This is a genomic window from Pseudomonas sp. MYb541 (assembly GCF_037479595.1).
GTDB classification, from domain to species: Bacteria; Pseudomonadota; Gammaproteobacteria; order Pseudomonadales; family Pseudomonadaceae; genus Aquipseudomonas; species Aquipseudomonas canadensis.
Genome location: NZ_JBBGYS010000004.1, coordinates 77,953 through 99,049 on the forward strand (window position 1 = coordinate 77,953; position 21,097 = coordinate 99,049).

Annotated in this window: 23 protein-coding genes; 18 read left to right on the plus strand and 5 right to left on the minus strand. The window is 62.2% G+C overall.

Annotated features, from left to right (window positions below; all coding sequences use genetic code 11):
• The first annotated feature begins 71 nt into the window (after positions 1-71).
• Positions 72-668, plus strand: a complete 597-nt coding sequence (locus WH299_RS03750; protein WP_003171467.1) for a MarC family protein — start codon at positions 72-74, stop codon at positions 666-668.
• Here WH299_RS03750 and WH299_RS03755 read toward each other — a convergent pair.
• From WH299_RS03755 to cobG, 5 genes are all read right to left on the minus strand, one after another.
• Positions 665-1,444: a hypothetical protein gene (locus tag WH299_RS03755; protein ID WP_323623071.1), complete on the minus strand. Its 780-nt coding sequence runs from the start codon at positions 1,442-1,444 to the stop codon at positions 665-667. The two genes, WH299_RS03750 and WH299_RS03755, sit on opposite strands and share 4 nt — an antisense overlap.
• 237 nt (positions 1,445-1,681) lie before the next feature.
• Positions 1,682-3,319 carry a precorrin-3B C(17)-methyltransferase gene (gene cobJ, locus WH299_RS03760; protein ID WP_339549627.1) on the minus strand — a complete coding sequence of 546 codons (1,638 nt, stop codon included), beginning with the start codon at positions 3,317-3,319 and terminating at the stop codon, positions 1,682-1,684.
• Positions 3,319-4,050, minus strand: a complete 732-nt coding sequence (locus WH299_RS03765) for a precorrin-2 C(20)-methyltransferase (protein WP_122730656.1) — start codon at positions 4,048-4,050, stop codon at positions 3,319-3,321. The genes cobJ and WH299_RS03765 overlap by 1 nt, the downstream gene beginning before the upstream one ends.
• Positions 4,050-4,676 carry a precorrin-8X methylmutase gene (locus tag WH299_RS03770; protein ID WP_016976987.1) on the minus strand — a complete coding sequence of 209 codons (627 nt, stop codon included), beginning with the start codon at positions 4,674-4,676 and terminating at the stop codon, positions 4,050-4,052. The genes WH299_RS03765 and WH299_RS03770 overlap by 1 nt, the downstream gene beginning before the upstream one ends.
• Positions 4,669-6,015, minus strand: coding sequence for a precorrin-3B synthase (cobG, locus tag WH299_RS03775; protein ID WP_126569605.1), 1,347 nt, complete (start codon positions 6,013-6,015; stop codon positions 4,669-4,671). Before cobG ends, WH299_RS03770 begins: the two co-directional genes overlap by 8 nt.
• A 38-nt stretch (positions 6,016-6,053) precedes the next feature.
• Here cobG and cbiE point away from each other — a divergent pair, with 38 nt between their 5' ends.
• The 17 genes from cbiE to WH299_RS03860 all read left to right on the plus strand — a co-directional run bounded on the left by cbiE (position 6,054) and on the right by WH299_RS03860 (position 21,094).
• The gene (gene cbiE, locus WH299_RS03780) at positions 6,054-7,259 is read left to right on the plus strand and encodes a precorrin-6y C5,15-methyltransferase (decarboxylating) subunit CbiE (RefSeq protein ID WP_339549630.1); all 1,206 of its coding nucleotides are present in this window, start codon (positions 6,054-6,056) and stop codon (positions 7,257-7,259) included.
• Positions 7,256-7,975 (plus strand): cobalt-precorrin-6A reductase, encoded by a 720-nt coding sequence (locus WH299_RS03785; RefSeq protein WP_339549631.1) that lies wholly within the window; start codon positions 7,256-7,258, stop codon positions 7,973-7,975. The genes cbiE and WH299_RS03785 overlap by 4 nt, the downstream gene beginning before the upstream one ends.
• A gap of 371 nt (positions 7,976-8,346) precedes the next feature.
• Positions 8,347-8,655, plus strand: a complete 309-nt coding sequence (locus WH299_RS03790) for a type II toxin-antitoxin system RelE/ParE family toxin (RefSeq protein ID WP_122730649.1) — start codon at positions 8,347-8,349, stop codon at positions 8,653-8,655.
• Positions 8,652-8,939: an addiction module antidote protein gene (locus WH299_RS03795; RefSeq protein WP_122730648.1), complete on the plus strand. Its 288-nt coding sequence runs from the start codon at positions 8,652-8,654 to the stop codon at positions 8,937-8,939. The genes WH299_RS03790 and WH299_RS03795 overlap by 4 nt, the downstream gene beginning before the upstream one ends.
• A gap of 96 nt (positions 8,940-9,035) precedes the next feature.
• Positions 9,036-9,431: a DUF2946 domain-containing protein gene (locus tag WH299_RS03800; RefSeq protein WP_339549633.1), complete on the plus strand. Its 396-nt coding sequence runs from the start codon at positions 9,036-9,038 to the stop codon at positions 9,429-9,431.
• A 47-nt stretch (positions 9,432-9,478) separates the two neighbouring features.
• Positions 9,479-9,961, plus strand: a complete 483-nt coding sequence (locus WH299_RS03805; RefSeq protein WP_305383463.1) for a copper chaperone PCu(A)C — start codon at positions 9,479-9,481, stop codon at positions 9,959-9,961.
• Positions 9,962-9,972: 11 nt separating this feature from the next.
• Positions 9,973-10,362 (plus strand): DUF2946 domain-containing protein, encoded by a 390-nt coding sequence (locus WH299_RS03810; RefSeq protein ID WP_028615562.1) that lies wholly within the window; start codon positions 9,973-9,975, stop codon positions 10,360-10,362.
• A gap of 93 nt (positions 10,363-10,455) precedes the next feature.
• On the plus strand, positions 10,456-12,516 hold the full coding sequence (locus tag WH299_RS03815; protein WP_339549634.1) for a TonB-dependent copper receptor: 2,061 nt from the start codon (positions 10,456-10,458) through the stop codon (positions 12,514-12,516).
• Positions 12,517-12,631: 115 nt separating this feature from the next.
• A complete protein-coding gene (locus WH299_RS03820) occupies positions 12,632-14,014 on the plus strand; it encodes a PepSY-associated TM helix domain-containing protein (protein ID WP_339549635.1) in 1,383 nt (460 codons plus the stop codon).
• A complete protein-coding gene (locus WH299_RS03825) occupies positions 13,989-14,186 on the plus strand; it encodes an iron chelate uptake ABC transporter family permease subunit (RefSeq protein ID WP_375538875.1) in 198 nt (65 codons plus the stop codon). The genes WH299_RS03820 and WH299_RS03825 overlap by 26 nt, the downstream gene beginning before the upstream one ends.
• A 187-nt stretch (positions 14,187-14,373) precedes the next feature.
• Positions 14,374-15,639: an urea ABC transporter substrate-binding protein gene (gene urtA, locus WH299_RS03830; protein ID WP_122730638.1), complete on the plus strand. Its 1,266-nt coding sequence runs from the start codon at positions 14,374-14,376 to the stop codon at positions 15,637-15,639.
• A gap of 167 nt (positions 15,640-15,806) precedes the next feature.
• Positions 15,807-17,309 carry an urea ABC transporter permease subunit UrtB gene (urtB, locus tag WH299_RS03835; protein ID WP_323623079.1) on the plus strand — a complete coding sequence of 501 codons (1,503 nt, stop codon included), beginning with the start codon at positions 15,807-15,809 and terminating at the stop codon, positions 17,307-17,309.
• A complete protein-coding gene (gene urtC / locus WH299_RS03840; RefSeq protein ID WP_338573282.1) occupies positions 17,309-18,376 on the plus strand; it encodes an urea ABC transporter permease subunit UrtC in 1,068 nt (355 codons plus the stop codon). The genes urtB and urtC overlap by 1 nt, the downstream gene beginning before the upstream one ends.
• Positions 18,373-19,206, plus strand: coding sequence for an urea ABC transporter ATP-binding protein UrtD (gene urtD, locus WH299_RS03845; protein WP_164393895.1), 834 nt, complete (start codon positions 18,373-18,375; stop codon positions 19,204-19,206). The genes urtC and urtD overlap by 4 nt, the downstream gene beginning before the upstream one ends.
• 12 nt (positions 19,207-19,218) lie before the next feature.
• Positions 19,219-19,917: an urea ABC transporter ATP-binding subunit UrtE gene (gene urtE, locus WH299_RS03850; protein WP_028615555.1), complete on the plus strand. Its 699-nt coding sequence runs from the start codon at positions 19,219-19,221 to the stop codon at positions 19,915-19,917.
• A gap of 31 nt (positions 19,918-19,948) precedes the next feature.
• On the plus strand, positions 19,949-20,788 hold the full coding sequence (locus WH299_RS03855) for an urease accessory protein UreD (protein ID WP_122730631.1): 840 nt from the start codon (positions 19,949-19,951) through the stop codon (positions 20,786-20,788).
• A 3-nt stretch (positions 20,789-20,791) separates the two neighbouring features.
• Complete coding sequence (locus WH299_RS03860) at positions 20,792-21,094, plus strand: urease subunit gamma (protein WP_010213535.1); 303 nt, start codon at positions 20,792-20,794, stop codon at positions 21,092-21,094.
• Positions 21,095-21,097 lie beyond the last annotated feature (3 nt).

Below are 21,097 nucleotides of genomic sequence, written 5' to 3' on the forward strand. Positions count from 1 at the left end.
AGCCAGCTCCCACATTTGATCGCTGCCGCCTGATAGACTCGCGCAACACTTTCCGCCGCGAGCCACTTTCCATGCTCCACGTGTTATTCAGCGTCTACCTGAAAATGCTGGTGCTCTACAGCCCGTTCTTCGTGCTGTCCTGCTTTATCAGCCTCACCCGTGGCTACTCAAGCAAAGAACGGCGCCGCCTGGCGTGGAAGGTGGCGTTGGCGACCCTGGTATCGAGCGTGCTGCTCTACCTGTTCGGCCGCGTAATTTTCAGCGTGTTTGGCATCACCGTCGACGCCTTCCGCATCGGCGCCGGCAGCGTGCTGTTCATTTCCGCCCTGGGCATGGCCCAGGGCAAGTCGGCGGTGCAGACCGACAACGTGCAGCAAGACGTGACCATCGTGCCGCTGACCATCCCCCTTACCGTCGGCCCCGGCACCATCGGCGCACTGTTGGTGATGGGCGTGAGCCAGCCGCACTGGGACGACAAGCTCACCGCCATCCTCAGCATTGCCCTGGCCAGCCTTACGGTGGGCGTGGTGCTGTACCTGTCCAACCGGATCGAACGCATCCTCGGCGACCAAGGCTTGCAGATTGTCAGCCGATTGATGGGGTTGTTCGTGTGCGCCTTGGCCGCGCAAATCATCTTCACCGGTGTGCGCGGTTATCTGGTGCCTTAGATCCGGTATTTGGCGATCGCCAACTGCACCTTGTCACCCGCACTCTCGCGCATCAGTTGGATCGTCTCTTCGTTGACCACCGAGGTATTCAGCACCAGGCATGTCTGCCCGCTGAAGGCCTCGAACGAGGAGCTGTCCCATTCCAGGAAAGGCAGACCCACCTGTTTGCTCACGCCATGGCTGCTGTAGGTCACCAGTACCATCATCAGTTCGCCGTCTGTTTGCACACAGGATGCCAGGCCGAAGTCAGCGCCCTGGTGCACAGAGCTGTTGCGTTTGAACAGCTCGAAAGACGCAGGCGTCTGCTTCAACGCTTCCAATGCATCGGCCGCCAGTTTCGGCAACGCTGTCAGCAGCGGCCCGGACAACGTGCTCGACGCCAACACGGCGGCAATAATGTTCAGCGCCGCCAACTGCACGGTCAGGCCCTTGCCCGCACCTGAAACCCGCTCGAAACGGCTGCGCACCGGCAGCCACCCCAGGCTGACCATCACTTTGATGAATTCGTCGTACCAATCCTCCGTACCGCGGTGCACTTTCAATACATCGCTGACGTAGCTGCTGGCCAGCAGATAACTTTTACGCACGTATTCCCGATTCAGACCCGATAGGCCTTCAGCAAACGAAATTACGCTGTTGTTGACCACGGCCGCGTTGAAGTCGTCCTCGGTGTCCGGCGGTAAAGCCGCACGTTTTCCGGGCGCCCCCGGTAGTTTGTAGGCGGCAATCAACTTGCGCCTTTTTTTATTGTTGATCCTTCTGTGATGTCGCTCCATCTTGGTTCTCCACAAGCACCCCAACTCGGGGCTTATGTCCACCCTAGTCCACTGGCTGCAGGGTTTTCCAGACGATAAACATCCCTTGGCGCACCCCGTCAAACCGTGCAACCCAGCAATAACGGGGGGGGTGTCTGGCGGGCTTCCGGATTTCGTCGCAGAAAAAAGAAAAACCCCGGACAACGCCAGGAAAATCCCTGGGTCATTCGGAGTTTTCAGACACCTGAAGGGCGGTTTTCAGGTGGCGGGTTTCTCGCCGTACCAGCGCGGTGTGTACACCCACTCACCGCCACCGGCACGCGGGAAGGTGACGGTGGTGGACGAACCGATCAGCACCATGGTGCGCATGTCCACCTGCTCCGGCGTCAGTTGCCCCAGCGTGGTGACACGCAGGGTCTGCCCCGGCCGACCGATATCACGGCCCAGCACCACCGGCGTTTCGGGCGTGCGATGCAGCGCGACGATTTCCAGAGCACGCCCCAGCTGCCACGGACGTGAACGCGAAATCGGGTTGTAGAACGCCAGCGCCAGGTCGGCCTGGGACGCCAGGTCCAGGCGTTTTTCAATGATCGACCAAGGCTTGAGGTTATCCGACAGCGACATCACGCAGAAGTCATGCCCCAACGGCGCGCCCGCCTGGGCGGCGGTGGCGAGCGAGGCCGAAACGCCCGGCAGGATTTCCAGGTCGACCTGATGCCAGGCTGGATCGCTGGATTCGTGCAGGGCTTCGATTACCGCAGCGGCCATGGCGAACACGCCGGGATCGCCGGACGACACAACAACCACCGAGCGACCTTGGGCCGCCAGTTCAAAGGCGTGGCGGGCACGCTGCATTTCTTCGCGGTTGTCGGTGCAATGCTGCACCTGGTCGTCACGGAAGGGCCCGGCCATGCGCACGTAGGTTTCGTAACCCAACACATCGGTGCAGCGTGCCAGTTCAGCCTTGACCGCTGGCACCATCAACTCAGCGGCGCCGGGGCCCAGGCCGATCACGGCCAAGCGGCCACGCACACGGCCGACTTGCGACAGGTCCAGGGGTTGCTCGGCAACGTTGATGACAATATCGACGTCCTGGGTGACGCTGGCAAACCGTAGCGGTACACCCAGCTTCAACGCTGCCTCATGCAACGACGCTTCGGCCATCTGTGTATCACTGGCCAACAGGCACGCCAGGGATTGCACGGCGATGCCCGCCTCATGCAACCCAGTGCGCACACGCTCAGCCAACTGCGCACCTGGCTTGCAGGTCACGCTGATGTTCTTCGGGTAGATCAGCAATTCATTGGCGGCAGGCGCGCGCTCGGTACTGCCCACATGAATCGCCAGGCGTGCCTGTTGGTCCTGGGGCAGGTTGGCCTGGTCCAGCCACGGCGCGGCGCCTTCGATGCGCACGCTTTCGCCGGCCAGCAGGTCGGAGACGAAACGCTTGCCCAGTTCCAGGTCGGCCAGTTCATAACCCGCAGGCGGGTTGAGCAGGCAGGTGCCAAAACGCAGCTCGCCACTGGTAGTGATCGCAGCGGCTACGTTCAACGCAGCGGCGATTTCGCGCGCCATCACGTTCACACCGCCAAGGCCGCCGAGCAACGGCACCACCGCGCTGCCGTCTTCGGCCACGGCCAGCACGGCGGGTTCTTCGCCTTTTTCCAACAGCAGCGGCGCCAAGGTACGAATGACGATACCCGCCGCGCACAGCGCAATCAGCGGCGTGCCTTGCTGATAGAGCAGACGCAGGGTCGCGCCGAATTCACTGTAGGTCTGGTCCGCGCCGTCGACCCGTCCGGCCAGGCCATGGATCAACGCACCGGGGTAGACCTGCTGGATCTTGCGCGCAGTGGCCAGGCTGCCCTGGCCCAGAATGACAATCGCCGGGCTCATCAACCTTGCCACCGTTCACCGGGCACGATGATCAGCGAGAAGTACGGCGACGACGACGGGTCGACCTGATCCAGCGGCACGATCTTCTGGTTCGCCATGGTGGCGCGCTCCACATACAGCGCACGCCCGGCCAGGCCAAGGTCTTCCAGCACCTGACGCACTTTCGGGAAGTTGCGACCCAGCTTCATGATCACGGCCGCATCGGCATCCGCCAGGCGGCGCTTGAGGTCTTCATGGGGCAATACACCCGAAAGAACTGACAGGCTCTGATTGCGATACACCAACGGCGCACCCAGCACCGAGGCACCGCCGAGCATCGAACACACGCCAGGAATCACCTGCGCTTCATAGCGCTCGGCGAGGCGGTCGTGCAGGTACATGTAGGAGCCGTAGAAGAACGGGTCACCTTCGCAGATCACCGCCACGTCACGGCCGGCGTCCAGATGTGCGGCGACGTCAACGCTGGCGGCGTCGTAGAAATCGCTGATCACCTGCTCGTAGGACATCGGCGCCGGCAACACTTCGGTGGTCACCGGGTACACCAGCGGCATCAGCGTCTGTTGCGGCACCAGGTGATCTTCGATGATGCCAAAGGCGTTGCCCTTCTTGCCCTTGGCCACGAAGTACGCCACCACGGGCGACTCACGCAGCAGGCGCAGGGCCTTGAGGGTGATCAGTTCCGGGTCACCGGGGCCTACGCCCAGGCCGATCAAACGTCCGCGTGCCGGCATTATTCGACCTCCGTGGCCAGGGCATTCACCGCGGCGGCGGCCATGGCGCTACCGCCCAGGCGGCCCTGCATGATCACGAACGGCACACCACGACTATCGGCGGCGAGCATTGCCTTGGACTCGGCAGCGCCGACAAAACCGACCGGAAAACCGAGGATCAACGCCGGTTTCGGCGCGCCCGCATCCAGCATTTCCAGCAGATAGAACAACGCGGTCGGCGCATTGCCGATCACCACCACGCTGCCTTCCAGGTGCGGACGCCACAGTTCAAGGGCGGCAGCGGAACGGGTGTTACCGAGTTCGCGCGCCAGCTCCGGCACGCTGTCGTCGCGCAGGGTGCAGATCACTGGGTTATTGGCCGGCAAGCGTGCGCGGGTCACACCTTCGGAAACCATCCGCGCATCGCACAGGATCGGCGCGCCAGCGGCGAGCGCATCGCGCCCGGCCTTGCCCGCGCCCTCGGAGAACTGCAGGCCGTCGATGGCGTCGACCATGCCGCAGGCATGAATCACCCGCACCGCAAGTTTCTCCAAATCAGCCGGGATGCGGTCCAACTTGGCTTCCGCGCGAATAATGGCGAAGGAGTTGCGATAGATCTCCTGACCGTCGCGGATGTAATCAATCATCGGTGTTGCTCCGTGGGCGGGCGCGCAGCAAGGCGCCCGTCGCTTCAATAGAAAGGTTGCGTGCGTGCAGCCGGCCGAAATCGGGGTGGGCTGCCTCGCGAAAATAGAGGTCGTAGTGGCCGGGGCTCACCGCCAGCAAGGTCACCGGCGCGGTATGTGCGGCGGCGCAGGAGCGTGGGCAGCCGGACAGGTGCACGTTGTGCCCGGTGTCCAGAGCAGCGAGTTGCACGGCGTCGGCCTTGGTGTCGGCCAGGGCCTTGCCGCAGCCGCTGGAGCCGGTGCAGGCGGTCATTCGCGCCAGGGGTTGGTCGATGGTGCAAAGGAAGCCCAGTTGCGCCAGGCGCTCGGTCACGGCGTGCGGTTTTTCGACGTTGGGCAACAGCACACCTTGCCAAGGGGTGAAGCGCAAGGTGCCGTCGCCGTACTCACTGGCCAGGTGTGCGGCGCTTTTGAGCATCGTCGCGTCCAGGCGGCCCAAGGGTGCGATGGCGGCAACATAAAACTGATTCTTTTGCTCCTGTGGATACGTACCGAGGTGCAGCAAAGCCCCGCTGGGCTGGCGTTTGAAGCCATCGGCCGACAGTAATGGCAGGCTCAGATGCCCCAGCAAGTTATCCACAGCCAAATGCCGCATGCGGGTTTGTTCCGGGCTGGCCAGGTCGAGGAACGCCTCCAGCACGGCCACCACCAGCGCATGCCCCTGCTCGAGCGGCACGGCGGCCAGCGGCGCATCCAGCCCCGGGCAACCCGCCAGGCCAAAGGCGAGGAGCGTCTGGCCATTGCGGATGAAGGCCGACAGCCACAGGTCGTGGTGATGCTCGAGCATCGCCAGGGCTTCGCCGCCATCCAGCTGTATGGCGAACTTGGCTGACAGTTCATGGAAACGTGGGTGGTTTTGCAGGGTGGCGAGGATTTCATCGGCCAGCGGGCGGGTGTCGAACAGCATCTGCGGGTCGATCCCTGCGCTGGGGCTGAGCATCAGGTTGCGTACATCGTCGCCGGCGGCATTGTTGGGGCCAAGGCCTGCGGCCAGCAGCAGGGCGATCAAAGCCCCCTCCTCGGCACCGATCCCGCGAATCTGCAGATTGGCGCGGTTGGTCGCCTCGATCACCCCACCGGCATAGGCCTGGGCGGCATCCGCCACCGCGTGGGCCTGGGCGGCGCGGATCGAACCACCGGCCAATTTGATCCGGCAAATGCCGCCATCCAACGCCTGGACAATACGCAGCAACCCCGGACAAGCCGAGGGGCGCAAGGTATTCACAGCGGGCGTTGGGTTCACGGGGCTACCGGTTGATGGGTAAAGGCGCGGTATTATGCCTGCTTTGTCCGGCGGCATGAAAAGCCTGCCCGTCGGATGTCGTTCAAGGAATTGTTATGTCGCCCTGGCTGACGGTTGTAGGCATCGGTGAAGACGGCTTCAAGGGGCTGGGCAGGAATGCCCGGCATGCCCTGTTGCGCGCCACGCGGATTATAGGTGCTCAGCGCCAGTTGGACCTGTTGCCGGTGTGTATTCGCGGCGAGCGGGAGTTATGGCCGAGCCCGTTTTCCCTGGAACCGGTGCTGGCGCGGCGTGGCGAGCCGGTGTGTGTGTTGGCCAGTGGGGACCCGATGTTCTATGGCGTGGGCGCGAGTCTGGCACGGCAGGTGGCGGCGAATGAATTGCTAATCTTGCCGACACCTTCGTCGGTGTCGTTGGCGGCAGCGCGGTTGGGTTGGCCGTTGCAGGAAGTGGTGACGCTGTCCGTGGTCGCCCGGCCGCTGGCGGCGCTGAATGCGCATCTGGCCAGTGGCGTGCGCTTGTTGGTGTTGAGCAATGACGGTCGCAGTCCGGCGTTGATTGCCGCTTTGTTGGCTTCGTGCGGGTTTGGGCCGAGCCGCTTGAGCGTGTTTGAACATTTGGGTGGCGCGGACGAGCGGCGCATCGACGGGCTGGCGGTTGATTGGCAGCACGCGCCAATCGCCGATTTGAATCTGGTTGCCATCGACTGCGTGTCTGACCCGCAGGCTGTGCGCCTGTCACGTCTGGCTGGCCTGCCCGATTCGGCGTTCAAACACGACGGTCAACTGACCAAACGCGATGTACGCGCCATGACCCTCGCCCGCCTCGCGCCGATGCCCGGCGAACTGCTGTGGGACGTGGGCGCCGGCAGTGGCTCCATTGGTATTGAATGGATGCGCGCTCATCCGAGTTGCCGTGCAGTGGCGATTGAAGCGGATGAAGGTCGCCAAGGCCTGATCGAACACAACCGCGACGCCCTGGGCGTGCCGGGCCTGCAACTGGTTCGCGGCAAAGCGCCCGAGGCTTTAAGCGGCCTGGAGGCACCGGACGCCATCTTCATCGGCGGCGGCGTCACCCGCGACGGCGTGCTCGAGACCTGCTGGCAACACCTGCGGCCGGGCGGGCGGCTGGTCGCCAATGCTGTGACCCTGCAAAGCGAAATGACCTTGATGGACTGGCGTGCGCGTTATGGCGGAGAACTGACGCGTATCCATGTCGCCCAGGCCCAGCCGCTGGGCGAATTCGATACGTGGCGACAGGCGCTGCCGATCACGTTGCTGGAAGTGGTCAAGCCGCTATGAAACGCATCCTGTTGTTGGGCGGCGTGACTGAAGCGCTGGCCATTGCCCGTACGTTGGGCCCGGAACATATCTACAGTTTGGCCGGTGTGGGCCGAGTGCCGACTGACCTGATATGCCAAGTGCGGGTGGGCGGTTACGGCGGGCCCGAGGGCTTGGCGCAGTTTGTTCGGAATGAGGGGATTAGCCTGATTCTCGACGCGACCCATCCGTACGCGGCGCAGATCAGCCGCAATGCGGCCGAGGCTGCTCGGTTGAGCAGTGTGCCGTGTTGGGCGTTGCGCCGCCCGGCGTGGCAGCCGCAGGCGCGGGATGATTGGCGGGAAGTCAGTGATTGGGCCTCGTTGATTGAAGCACTCAAGCCCTTCAAGCGCCCGCTGTTCACGTTGGGGCGTGAGCCGTTGCAGCATCTTGATGAGATCCCGCCGGAGCAGTTCTGGACACTGCGTGCGCTGGATGTGTATCCGGGGAATGAGCGGTGTGAAGTGATCGGGGCGCGGGGGCCGTTTTTGATTGAGGATGAGCGCGCGCTGTTCAGGCGCCGTGGGATTGATGTGTTGATCAGCAAGAACAGCGGTAGCACCGCCACAGAACCAAAGCTGGAAGTGGCAAGAGAGCGAGGCGTGCCGGTGCTTGTATTGAAACGCCCCGCTCTGGCTACCGTCGACCGAGAGTTCACCAACGTGCAAGACCTCCTGCAAACACTGCAATCCTTGTAGGCGCTGGCTTGCCAGCGATGAGGCCCGCACGCTCACCGCAAGTCTCAGGGACCTCATCGCCGGCAAGCCGGCGCCTACAGTGAGGACGTGCCGTGTACGCGATCAGCCAGCACCTTCGCCAGCTCAATCAACTGCGCAACGCAGAACAATTTCTCTTGTTTCAAATAACCCGCTAAATGGCCAACCATTTGGCCTTCTCATAAAAGCCGAATCCCCCTACAAACACTTCCGAACCTGCTGGCTGGCTCAGCCAAAAGCCCCCGCCCTAACCTCCCCCCTCGCAGTTTCGCGTCAAATAGCCTCAATGGGGATGCCTGCTTTTACAGTGCATCGCAACTTGCCAGGCTGTATCCCAAGGAATACGATCAGCGATGATTCATTTCAAAAAATCGAAGGAATTTCAGGAGTGGCTAGTTTCATTGCGCTGTAATGCTGCTCGTGCACGTGTGATAACACGGTTAGACAACGCAACATATGGGAATTTTGGAGACTGTGAGTCAGTAGGAAACGGCGTATCAGAAATGCGCATCCACTATGGTCCCGGATACCGAATTTACTTCACGCGCAAGGGCGATGTGGTTTACCTACTGTTGATAGGAGGCGACAAATCAACCCAGAAGCGTGACATCCAACACGCAAAGAAAATTGCAGAAGACTTTGAAAAAAGGAATAACCCATGACTGAATTTACAGATTTCGACGTCGCGGACTACCTCAAGACTCCCGAGGACATGGCAGAGTACCTTGAAGCCTCTTTCGAAGAGGACTCCGGCGACGGCTTGCTGATTCGTTCAGCCCTCAACAACATCGCCCGCGCCCAAGGCATGACCCAAATCGCCCGCGACGCTGGCCTCGGCCGCGAAAGCCTATACAAGGCCCTCTCCGCCACTGGCAATCCCGAATTCGCGACTATCATGAAAGTCATGAAAGCGTTGGGCCTCAAGCTCCACGCCACCGCTATCTGATAGCACTGCGACACCAAACCACATGCCCTGTTTTTACTTATCTCCTACGATCAGGCTAAATACCCCCTGATCGTTTAACCCTACGGATTGTCCGCCATGGCCCGTCAACGCTTCGCAATCGCCTGGATCGCCTGCCTCGCAGTGCTGTTCAACGCCTTTGCCATGCCGATGGCCAGCGCGATGCAACAGTCCCAGGACCCGGTGCAGCAGTTGCTGTGGGGCAGTTTCTGTTCCTCCAATGGCGCTACGCTCAAGACCATCGCCCTGGGCAAGCTGGAGATTCCGGTGCCGCAGCAGGACGATCACTCCACCATGCAGCATTGCTGGTGTTGTTCGGGCTCGGCGCCGTTGGTGGCGTTGCCGGGGCATGTGCCGCAGTTGTATCTCACCCAATTCAGTACCTCCCAGAGCTTGCCGTCGCCCCGGCTGCAAAGCCCGACCCCGCGCCAGCAATGGCCAAGCCTCAACCCCCGCGCCTCTCCAACGGTCTGATTTTCTTCGCAAGTGAACTGCGTTTAGAACCGTTCTGGAGAACTGCCATGCTCAAATCTTCCCTGCTTCTGGCTGCGTTGCTGCTGCCGGTGTTCAGTGCTGCCAATGCCGAGGACTACAAGTCCGGTGACCTAGTGGTCAGCGAACCCTGGTCCCAGGAGTTGCCGCCGAATGCGCCGACTGTCGCTGCCTATTTTGTGATTCATAACACCGGCGAATCCCCGGACCGCCTGCTCAGCGTCGAAACGCCAGTGGCGGAAAAGGCCGAGCTGCATGAACACGTCATGCAGGGCGACCTGATGAAGATGCAGCAAGTGCCCAGCGTCGCCGTACCGGCCAAGGGTGACCTGACCTTCGCGCCCATGGCCTACCACGTGATGCTGCTCGGCCTCAAAGACCGCAGCCTGTTGGCCGACGGCAAGCAATTCCCGCTGACCCTGACCTTCGAAAAAGCCGGCAAGGTCGCGGTGCAAGTGTCGGTACAGAAAGTACCGCCGATGGCCGGCCACGCACACAAGCACCCGCAATAGACTGACACGTAATGGGCGCCCCTCGCGCCAGGCTCTCCCCACACGCCCGCGTAAGGCGCGGCGGTTGGATCAGCCTGTTCGCCATGCTGATGATCTTTATCGGTCCGCTGATTTCCCAAGCGATGCCGATGGACCATCACGCCGGTATGTCGATGGACATGCCGATGGACCACGGCGACTCCCATCACAAGAAAACCCCTGACGAACACCACGCCCTCTGGTCCAAGTGCGGCTATTGCGACCTGCTCTACAGCTGCCCCGCCTTGCCCGGCGGCGTTTCAACCTTCACCCAGAGCAGTCCGCCGCCCGCCAACGCCCTCACCCCCGCCACGCGCCTGGGCCATGCCCGGCAAAGCATCTTCCCCGGCGCCCGCAGCCGCGCGCCGCCCATCGCTTCGTAAGCACTTCACAGCGTTACTTCACCCCGGCCGACTTTAGACAGACAGCCGCAGGCTGCTGGCCGTGTTGTTTACGATTGATTGATGGAATTTGTCATGTCCAGGTTTTCTGCTGACACCCGTTTGGGATGTACTCCCGTGTTCGCCGTTCTGTGCGGCGCACTGCTGGCTCCAATGGCTCATGCCGACGAAAATGAATTGAGCCCCACCGTCATTACCGCGATCGCCCCCAGCTCACCGCTGACCGTGATCACCAACCCGAAAGACCCGCGCCAACCGGTGCCCGCCAGCGATGGCGGCGATTATCTCAAGACCATCCCCGGCTTCGCCCTGGTGCGCAATGGCGGCACCAATGGCGACCCAGTGCTGCGCGGCATGTTCGGCTCGCGCCTGAATATCCTCACCAATGGCAGCATGATGCTTGGCGCCTGCCCGGGCCGCATGGATGCGCCCACCTCGTACATCTCACCGGAAACCTACGACAAACTCACCGTAATCAAAGGCCCGCAGACCGTGCTATGGGGCCCTGGCGCGTCGGCCGGCACCGTGCTGTTCGAGCGTGAGCCTGAGCAATTCGGCGAGCTGGGTACGCGGCTCAACGCTAGCGTGCTGGCCGGTTCCAACGGGCGTTTCGACAAAGTCATTGATGCCGCCGCCGGGGGGCCGCTGGGCTATGTGCGGGTGATCGGCAACCAGGCCCATGCCGACGACTACAAGGACGGCAACAACGACACCGTCGCCTCGCGCTACGACAAATGGAACGGCGACGTAGCTGTAGGCTTCACCCCCGACGCCGACACCCTGCTGGAACTCACTGCCGGCCGTGGCGATGGCGAAGCGCGCTACGCCGGGCGCGGCATGGATGGTTCGCAGTTCCTGCGCGAAAGCCTGGGGCTGCGTTTCGAAAAATCCAACATTGGCGAAGTCCTCGACAAGGTCGAAGCCCAGGTCTACTACAACTACGCCGACCATGTGATGGACAACTACAGCCTGCGCACGCCCTCGGGCACCGGCATGATGGCCGGGCCGATGGCATCCAACGTCGACCGGCGCACCCTCGGCGCGCGCATCAAGGCCACCTGGCGCTGGGCCGATGTGCAGTTGATCAGCGGCCTGGATGCGCAGACCAACGAACACCGCCAGCGCAGCAGCATGGGCATCGATACCTACAAGGACCTGCCACGGGTCAAGGACGCCAACTTCCACAACTATGGTGTGTTTGGCGAACTGACCTGGTACGCCGCCGACCGCGAACGGCTGATCACTGGCGCGCGCCTGGACCGCGCCTCGGCCAAGGATTTCCGGCAGAGCACCGGTTCCGGCATGATGACGCGCCCCAATCCGACGGCTGACAACACCCGCGCGGACACCTTGCCCTCCGGCTTCGTGCGCTATGAACACGACCTGGCCGACAGCCCCACCACCCTCTATGCAGGCCTGGGCCACTCGGAGCGTTTCCCCGACTACTGGGAGCTGTTTTCGCCCAACACCGGCGCGGCCGGCTCGGTGAATGCCTTCGACGGCGTGAAGCCGGAGAAAACCACCCAGCTCGATTTCGGCGCGCAGTACAAAGCCGAAAACTTGGAAGCCTGGGCTTCGGGTTACATCGGTCGGGTGCAGGACTTCATCCTGTTCGACTACCGGCCCGGAATGATGGGCACCACCTCCCAGGCCCGCAACGTCGACGCCCGCATCATGGGCGGCGAACTGGGCGCAGCGTACAAACTGACGAGCAACTGGAAGGCCGACGCCACCCTCGCCTACGCCTGGGGCAAGAACAGCAGCGACGGCAAAGCCCTGCCGCAAATGCCCCCGCTGGACGCACGCCTGGGCCTGACCTACAGCGAGGATGACTGGAGCGCAGGCGCGCTGTGGCGTGCGGTCGCCGCACAAAACCGCATCGACCAGAACAAGGGCAACGTGGTCGGCAAGGACTTCGACAAGAGCGGCGGCTTTGGCGTGTTCTCGCTGAACGCGGCGTATCGCATCAACAAGCACTTCAAGGTCAGTACCGGCGTCGACAACCTGTTCGGCAAGGCCTACGCCGAGCACTTGAACCTGGCCGGCAACGCCGGGTTCGGCTACCCGGCCAGTGACCCGCAGGCCATCAAGGAGCCGGGGCGCACGCTCTGGACCAAAGTTGAGATGAGCTTCTAAAAGCTTCGCAGGCAAGCCAGCTCCCACAGTTTGGAATGCATTTCAAATGTGGGAGCGGGCTTGCTCGCGAAGGCGGCATAACAGACAACAATTTTTAAGCCTTGCGGAGCACCTGATGAACCCCCCAAAACTCTCCTTCTACAACCTGGCCTGGCGCTGGCACTTCTACGCCGGCCTCTTCGTTGCCCCATTCATGGTGCTACTGGCCCTGACCGGCATCATCTACCTGTTCAAACCCCAACTCGACCCACTGATGTACGGCGACCTGCTCAAGGTCCAAACCGCCGAGCACGTCATGAGCGCCGACGAGCAACTGCAACGCGCCAAAACCGCCTACCCCAACGCCGCGATCAGCAAATACCTGCCCCCTGCCGACAGCACCAGCAGCGCGCAATTCGTGATGCACAACGCAGGCCGCGAAGTAACCGTGTTCGTCGATCCCTATCGCGGCACGGTCCTCGGTGAGCAGGACTCGAAATACAACCTGCAAGCCATCGCCCGCGCCCTGCACGGCGAACTGATGATCGGCACCGTCGGCGATCGCCTGGTGGAACTCGCCGCCGGTTGGGGCGTGATGCTGGTGGTGTCGGGCCTGTACCTGTGGTGGCCACGCGGCAAGTCCTCGGCGGGTGTGCTGTGGCCGCGTTTCAACAGTCGTGGCCGGGTGCTTTGGCGCGATATGCATGCGGTCACCGGTTTCTGGGGCGCGTCCTTGTTGCTGGTGATGCTGCTGAGCGGCATGACCTGGACCGGCTTCTGGGGCAAGCAATATGCCGACCTGTGGAACACCTTCCCGGCGACGATGTGGAACAACGTGCCGCAGTCCGATCAGCAGGCACGCGCGCTCAATACGGCCAGCCAACAGACCGTGCCCTGGGCCATGGAAAACACGCCGATGCCGATGTCCGGCGACCATGCCGAACACATGAACCATGGCGCTATGCATTCAGCTCCGGCGGCGCCCACCTTGCGCTTGCAACAAGTGGTCGACCTGGCCAACGCACGCCACGTCGAGCCCGGCTACAGCATCACCTTCCCCACCACCGCCGAAGGTGTATTCACCGTCGCGGTGTTCGCCAACGACCCACGCAACGACGCCACCCTGCACGTGGACCAGTACACCGGCAAGGTGCTGGCCGATGTGCGTTGGGAACATTACAACCTGGTCGCGCGAGCCACCGAGACCGGCGTGATGCTGCACGAAGGCAAGATGTTCGGTTGGGTCAATCAGCTCATCGTGCTGTTGATCTGCCTGATGATTCTGCTCAGCGCCGTCAGCGGCGTGGTCATCTGGTGGAAGCGTCGGCCTCAAGGCGGCCTGGGCGTTCCGCCGCTGCGTCATGACCTGCCAAAGTGGAAAACCGCGATGGTGATCATGCTCGCCCTGGCGATCATTTTTCCTCTTGTTGGCGCGTCTTTGATTGCGGTGTGGGCGCTGGATCGCCTGGTGCTGTCGCGCTTTTTTGCGCAACGTGAATCTGCCTCGGGTTCAGCATGAAATCAGCGAGATGCCCGACGCAGAGGCTTTCTGTAGCCTTGCGTCCGGGCTGTGCCTGGTATGGGTAGACGTGGCTGCGCGCACGCTGATCGCCCCTGAAGACCTGCCCATCGGCGTGACCACGGCGGCGATTGGCGGGGGGTTTTTCATCGGGCTGATGCGCAAGCGCTGACCGCGCCCCGTTGTAGCGCATAGCGATGCACCTGGCACCCCGCCCTGCCATTTGATGGTGCGCAACCCGTGCGCAACACGCGGCGAAGCGACTATTTCGTGCCTTTTCCCGACTAGGCACAGCGCTTGCAATCACCTCCTCGACTTTGTCCCCCTCATAACAATTTTGAGTTCACGGAGATCGCACCATGAAGCGTCGCAGCTTGATCAAGGCTTTCACTCTTTCGGCGTCCATTGCCGCCATGGGCATGACCTGGACGATCCAGGCCGCCGAGACCATCAAGGTCGGCATCCTGCACTCGTTGTCCGGCACCATGGCGATCTCCGAAACCTCGCTCAAAGACATGGCGCTGATGACCATCGACGAGATCAACGCCAAAGGCGGTGTGAACGGCAAGATGCTTGAGCCGGTGGTGGTCGACCCGGCGTCGAACTGGCCGCTGTTCGCGGAAAAGGGCCGGCAATTGCTGACCCAGGACAAAGTCGCGGTGGTGTTCGGTTGCTGGACCTCGGTGTCGCGTAAATCCGTGTTGCCAGTGTTCGAAGAACTCAACGGCCTGCTGTTCTACCCGGTGCAATACGAAGGCGAAGAGATGTCGCCAAACGTGTTCTATACCGGTGCGGCGCCGAACCAGCAGGCGATCCCGGCCGTGGAATACCTGATGAGCGAAGAAGGCGGCGCGGCCAAGCGTTTCTTCCTGTTGGGCACCGACTACGTTTACCCGCGCACCACCAACAAGATCCTGCGTTCGTTCCTGCATGCCAAAGGCGTAGCGGATAAAGATATCGAAGAGGTCTACACCCCGTTCGGCCACGCCGATTACCAGACCATCGTCGCCAACATCAAGAAGTTCTCGGCGGGCGGCAAGACCGCGGTGATCTCCACCGTGAACGGCGACTCCAACGTGCCGTTCTACAAAGAGCTGGCCAACCAAGGACTGAAGGCCACCGACGTACCGGTGGTGGCGTTCTCCGTAGGTGAAGAAGAACTGCGCGGCATCGACACCAAGCCGCTGGTGGGCAACCTCGCCGCCTGGAACTACTTCCAGTCAGTGGAGAACCCGGTGAACAAGAAGTTCGTTGCCGACTGGAAAGCCTACGCCAAGAAACACAACCTGCCAGGTGCCGACAAAGCTGTGACCAACGATCCGATGGAAGCCACCTACGTGGGCATCCACATGTGGGCGCAGGCGGCGGAGAAAGCCAAGTCCACCGACGTCGACAAAGTGCGTGAAGCGCTGGCCGGGCAGACGTTCGCCGCGCCTTCGGGCTTCACCCTGACCATGGACAAGACCAACCACCACCTGCACAAGCCGGTGATGATCGGCGAGATCCAGGCGGATGGGCAGTTCTCGGTAGTGTGGCAGACCCAGGAACCGATCCGGGCACAGCCGTGGAGCCCGTACATCCCGGGCAATGACAAGAAGCCGGACTATGCGGTGAAGAGTAACTAAGCCCCACCGAAGCCCAGATGTCGGGCGCGGTCAATGTGGGAGCTGGCTTGCCTGCGATGCAAACAACTCGGTGTACCTGACACACCGCAGCGATGCCATCGCAGGCAAGCCAGCTCCCACACAGAGCCAGTGCCCACACCGTCCGTGCATGATCAGGACATTTTGTTATGCCCACTGCCTTTTACCGCTTCATCCTTATGGCCCTGCTGTTGCTGCCTTTCGCGGCACACGCCAGCGATGCCGAAGACTTCCTGGCTGCCAACCCCAGCCAACAAGCGAAGCTGCTCCAGGACTGGGCCACCCAGCCCGACCCAGCACGCATCGAGTTGGTGGACGCCCTTGAACAAGGCCAACTCACGCTCAACGGTGAAACCAAAACCGTGCGCCTGAACAACCGCCTGCGCAGCCTGATCGACAACGTCCAAGCCAGCCAGCAACTGCTCGCCGCCGACCCCAAGGTGCGCCTGGCCGCAGCGGTGACCCTGCAAAAAAGCGCACAACCGGCGCAACTGAAATTCCTCGATCAGCAGGTCGCCGCCGAGACCAACGAGGACGTGCACACCGCCCTCAGCCTGGCCCTGGCCAACCTGCAACTGGTCGACCCCGACCCCGTCGTTCGTCTTGCCGCCGTACGCCTGTTGGGCAGCACCGGTGATCCACTGGCGCGCACGCGTCTTGAGGCGCTGCTCGCCCCCGGTGTCGAAACCGATGCCGCCGTGCACACCGCCGCCGAAACCAGCCTGGCCCAAGTCAAACGCAAGTTGATGCTCGGTGAAATCCTCGGGCAAGCCTTCAGCGGCATGTCCCTTGGTTCGATTTTGCTGCTGGCAGCCCTGGGTTTGGCGATCACCTTCGGCCTGCTCGGTGTGATCAACATGGCCCACGGCGAGATGCTGATGCTCGGCGCCTACTCCACGTATGTGGTGCAACTGCTGATGCAGCGTTACGTGCCGCAAGCCATCGAGTTCTACCCGCTGATCGCCTTGCCCGTGGCGTTTTTTGTCACCGCCGCCATCGGTATGGCCCTTGAGCGCACGGTGATTCGCCACCTCTACGGTCGGCCACTGGAAACGTTGCTCGCCACCTGGGGCATCAGCCTGATGCTGATCCAGCTTGTCCGATTGCTGTTCGGTGCGCAGAACGTCGAAGTGTCCAACCCGGAATGGTTGTCCGGTGGCATTCAAGTGCTGCCCAACCTGGTGCTGCCGTACAACCGCATCGTGATCATCGCCTTCGCGCTGTGTGTGGTGGTGCTGACGTGGCTGCTGCTGAACAAGACCCGCTTGGGCCTCAACGTGCGTGCCGTCACCCAGAACCGCAACATGGCGGCCTGCTGCGGCGTGCCCACCGGACGTGTGGACATGCTCGCGTTTGGCCTGGGCTCCGGTATTGCAGGTTTGGGCGGCGTGGCGCTGAGCCAGATCGGCAACGTCGGCCCAGACCTCGGCCAGAGCTACATCATCGATTCCTTCCTAGTGGTCGTACTTGGCGGTGTAGGCCAGTTGGCCGGTAGCGTCATGGCCGCCTTTGGCCTAGGCATCGCCAACAAGATCCTGGAACCGCAGATCGGCGCCGTACTCGGCAAGATCCTGATCCTCGCGCTGATCATTCTGTTTATCCAGAAACGCCCGCAGGGACTCTTCGCACTGAAAGGACGGGTGATCGACTGATGAACCAACCATTGATGCTGACGGCCACGCAAAAGGCTGGCCCTAAGGTGACGATTGCGGTGGGCGTGGTGATTCTCGCGCTGCTGCTGGCGTTGCCATTATGTTCACTGCTGTCACCGGAAAACCCGTTGCATGTGTCGGCCTACACCCTGACCCTGGTGGGCAAGATCCTCTGCTACGCCATCGTCGCCCTGGCGCTGGATCTGGTGTGGGGCTACGCCGGGATGTTGTCCCTCGGCCACGGCCTTTTCTTCGCCCTCGGTGGCTACGCGATGGGCATGTACCTGATGCGCCAGGCCTCCGGCGACGAGTTGCCGGCGTTCATGACCTTCCTGTCGTGGACCGAATTGCCCTGGTATTGGGTCGGCACCCAGCACTTCCTCTGGGCGCTGTGCCTGGTGGTGTTGGCGCCAGGCTTGCTGGCGCTGGTGTTCGGCTTCTTTGCCTTCCGCTCGCGTATCAAGGGCGTGTATTTCTCGATCATGACCCAGGCCCTGACCTTTGCCGGGATGCTGCTGTTCTTTCGTAACGAGACCGGCTTTGGCGGCAATAACGGCTTCACCAATTTCCGCAGCATCCTCGGCTTCGGCATTACCGAGCCTGGCACACGGGCGGTGTTGTTTGTGGCCACGGTGCTGTTGTTGGTGGCGAGCCTGTTCATCGGCTGGCGCCTGGCGCGCAGCAAGTTCGGCCGAGTGCTGACCGCCCTGCGTGATGCGGAAAACCGCCTGATGTTCTGCGGCTACGATCCGCGCGGCTTCAAGCTGTTCGTATGGGTACTGAGCGCGGTGCTATGTGGCTTGGCAGGTGCGTTGTACGTGCCGCAGGTGGGCATCATCAACCCCAGCGAAATGTCACCGACCAACTCCATCGAAGCCGCCGTGTGGGTTGCTCTTGGCGGGCGCGGGACCTTGATCGGCCCGCTGCTCGGCGCTGGCGTGGTCAATGGCATGAAGAGCTGGTTCACCGTGGCCTTTCCGGAATACTGGCTGTTCTTTCTCGGCGCGCTGTTCATCATCGTCACCCTGTACCTGCCCAAGGGCGTCATCGGCCTGCTGAAGAAATGAGGAACGTCATGCTTGAACCTATTTTCGATGCAGGCGCCGGCCGCGATGCCATCGGCCTCGGCCAAGTGGCCGGCAAGGGCCTGAACACGCGCCATGGCACCATCCTGACCCTGGAAGATATCAGCGTCAGCTTTGATGGCTTCAAGGCGCTCAACAACCTGAACCTCTATATCGGCGTCGGTGAACTGCGCTGCATCATCGGGCCCAACGGCGCGGGCAAGACCACGCTGATGGACGTGATTACCGGCAAGACCCGGCCCAGCCACGGCACCGCCTGGTTTGGTGAAAACCTGGACCTGACCCGCCTGAGCGAAGTGCAGATCGCCCAAGCCGGCATCGGCCGCAAGTTCCAGAAACCCACCGTGTTCGAAGCCCTGAGCGTGTTCGAAAACCTGGAGCTGGCGCAGAAGACCGACAAATCCGTGTGGGCCAGCCTGCGCGCACGCTTGAGTGGCGAGCAGAAAGACCGTATCGACGAAGTGCTCGACACCATCCGCCTGACCGCCTCTGCAGAGCGTCAGGCCGGGTTGCTGTCCCACGGTCAGAAGCAGTTCCTGGAAATCGGCATGCTGCTGATGCAGGACCCGCAACTGTTGCTGCTGGATGAACCGGTGGCGGGCATGACCGACGCCGAAACCGAATTCACCGCCGAACTGTTCAAACGCCTGGCGGGCAAGCACTCGCTGATGGTGGTGGAACACGACATGGGGTTTGTCGGCACGATTGCCGACCACGTCACCGTGTTGCACCAGGGCAGCGTGCTGGCCGAAGGGTCGCTGGAACAGGTGCAGGAAAATGAGCGGGTGATCGAAGTCTATCTCGGTCGCTGAGGAGAGCTGAACATGCTGCAAGTCGACAAGTTGCACCAATACTACGGCGGTAGCCACATCCTGCGCGGGCTGTCGTTTGACGTGAAGATCGGCGAAGTCACCTGCCTGCTCGGACGTAACGGCGTGGGCAAGACCACCTTGCTCAAATGCCTGATGGGTTTGCTTCCAGCCAAAGAAGGTGCGGTGAATTGGGAAGGCAAAACCATCACCGGGTTCAAGCCGCACCAGCGTGTGCATGCCGGCATCGCCTACGTGCCACAGGGCCGGGAGATTTTCGGGCGGCTGACGGTGGAAGAAAACCTGCTGATGGGGCTCTCGCGCTTCCCCGGCTCGCAAGCCAAGGAAGTGCCCGAGTTCATCTACGAGCTGTTCCCGGTGTTGCTGCAGATGAAACACCGACGTGGCGGTGACCTGTCCGGCGGGCAGCAGCAACAGCTTGCGATCGGCCGCGCGCTGGCCAGTCGACCGCGACTGCTGATCCTCGATGAACCCACCGAAGGCATCCAGCCGTCGGTGATCAAGGAGATCGGTGCGGTGATCAAGAAGCTGGCGGAGCGCGGCGATATGGCGATCCTGTTGGTAGAGCAGTTTTACGACTTTGCCGCCGAACTGGCCGACCAATACCTGGTGATGTCCCGTGGTGAAATCGTGCAGCAGGGCCGTGGTGAAAATATGGAAAGCGAAGGTGTGCGCGGCTTGGTAACCATCTAATCTGTAGCCTCCTAACGATAAACACTCTGCCATGAACCTGCCCGTTACTCCTGCCCTGTTCACCCCCAGCTGGCACGCCGAGCTGGAACTCGGCTATGCGCGCTTCGGCGACACCACGCGGCCGGTGATGCGCCGCCACCTCGGCCCGCTGCGCGTGCAAAAACACCTGTACGCCGAAGGCCCCGAGGTGTGCCAGCACATCATCGTGCACCCGCCCGGAGGCATTGCCGGCGGTGATCGCCTGGACATCAGCGCCCACGTCGGCGCCGGTGCCTGGGCGCAACTGACCAGCCCCGGCGCCGCCAAGTGGTATCGCGCCAGCGGGCCGGCTTTTCAACAGCTCGACCTGACAGTGGAAGCCGGCGCCACGCTGGAATGGCTGCCCCAGGAAACCATCGTGTTCAGCGCGGCCCAGGCCGAACTCACTACGCGTATCGATCTGCAGGGTGATGCGCGGTTGTTCTACTGGGACGTGGTCGCTCTAGGTCGCCCCGCCAGCGGCGAGCGCTTCGACCTGGGCCATTTTCAATCGCACCTGGATATCCGCCGCGACGGCCAGTTGCTCTGGCATGAGCGCCAGCGCATTGTGGGCGCCGACGGTTTGCTCGATTCGCCCATCGGCCTGGACGGGCAACCGGTGTTTGCCACGTTGCTGCTGACGGGCGATATCGACACTGAATTACTCGAAACCTGCCGCGCCCTGCCACACGCGGTGCGCGGTGACCTGACCCAATTGCCGGGCTTGCTGATCGCCCGCTGCCTGGCCAGCGAGGCGCTGCATGCTCGCGCTTGGCTGATCGATTTATGGCGCCTGTTACGCCCCGCAGTACTGGGCCGTGAAGCCGTCCCCCCCCGAATCTGGAGCACTTGAACCATGGACCTGACCCCACGGGAAAAAGACAAACTGCTGATCTTCACCGCAGGCCTTGTGGCCGAACGCCGCCTCGCACGCGGGGTGAAGCTCAACTACCCGGAAACCATCGCCTACATCTCCGCCGCCTTGATGGAAGGCGCTCGCGATGGCCGCACCGTGGCCGACTTGATGCACTTCGGCACCACCCTGCTCAGCCGCGAACAAGTGATGGAAGGAATCCCGGAAATGATCCCGGATATCCAGGTGGAAGCCACCTTCCCCGACGGCACCAAGCTGGTCACCGTGCACCAACCGATTGCGTGAGGT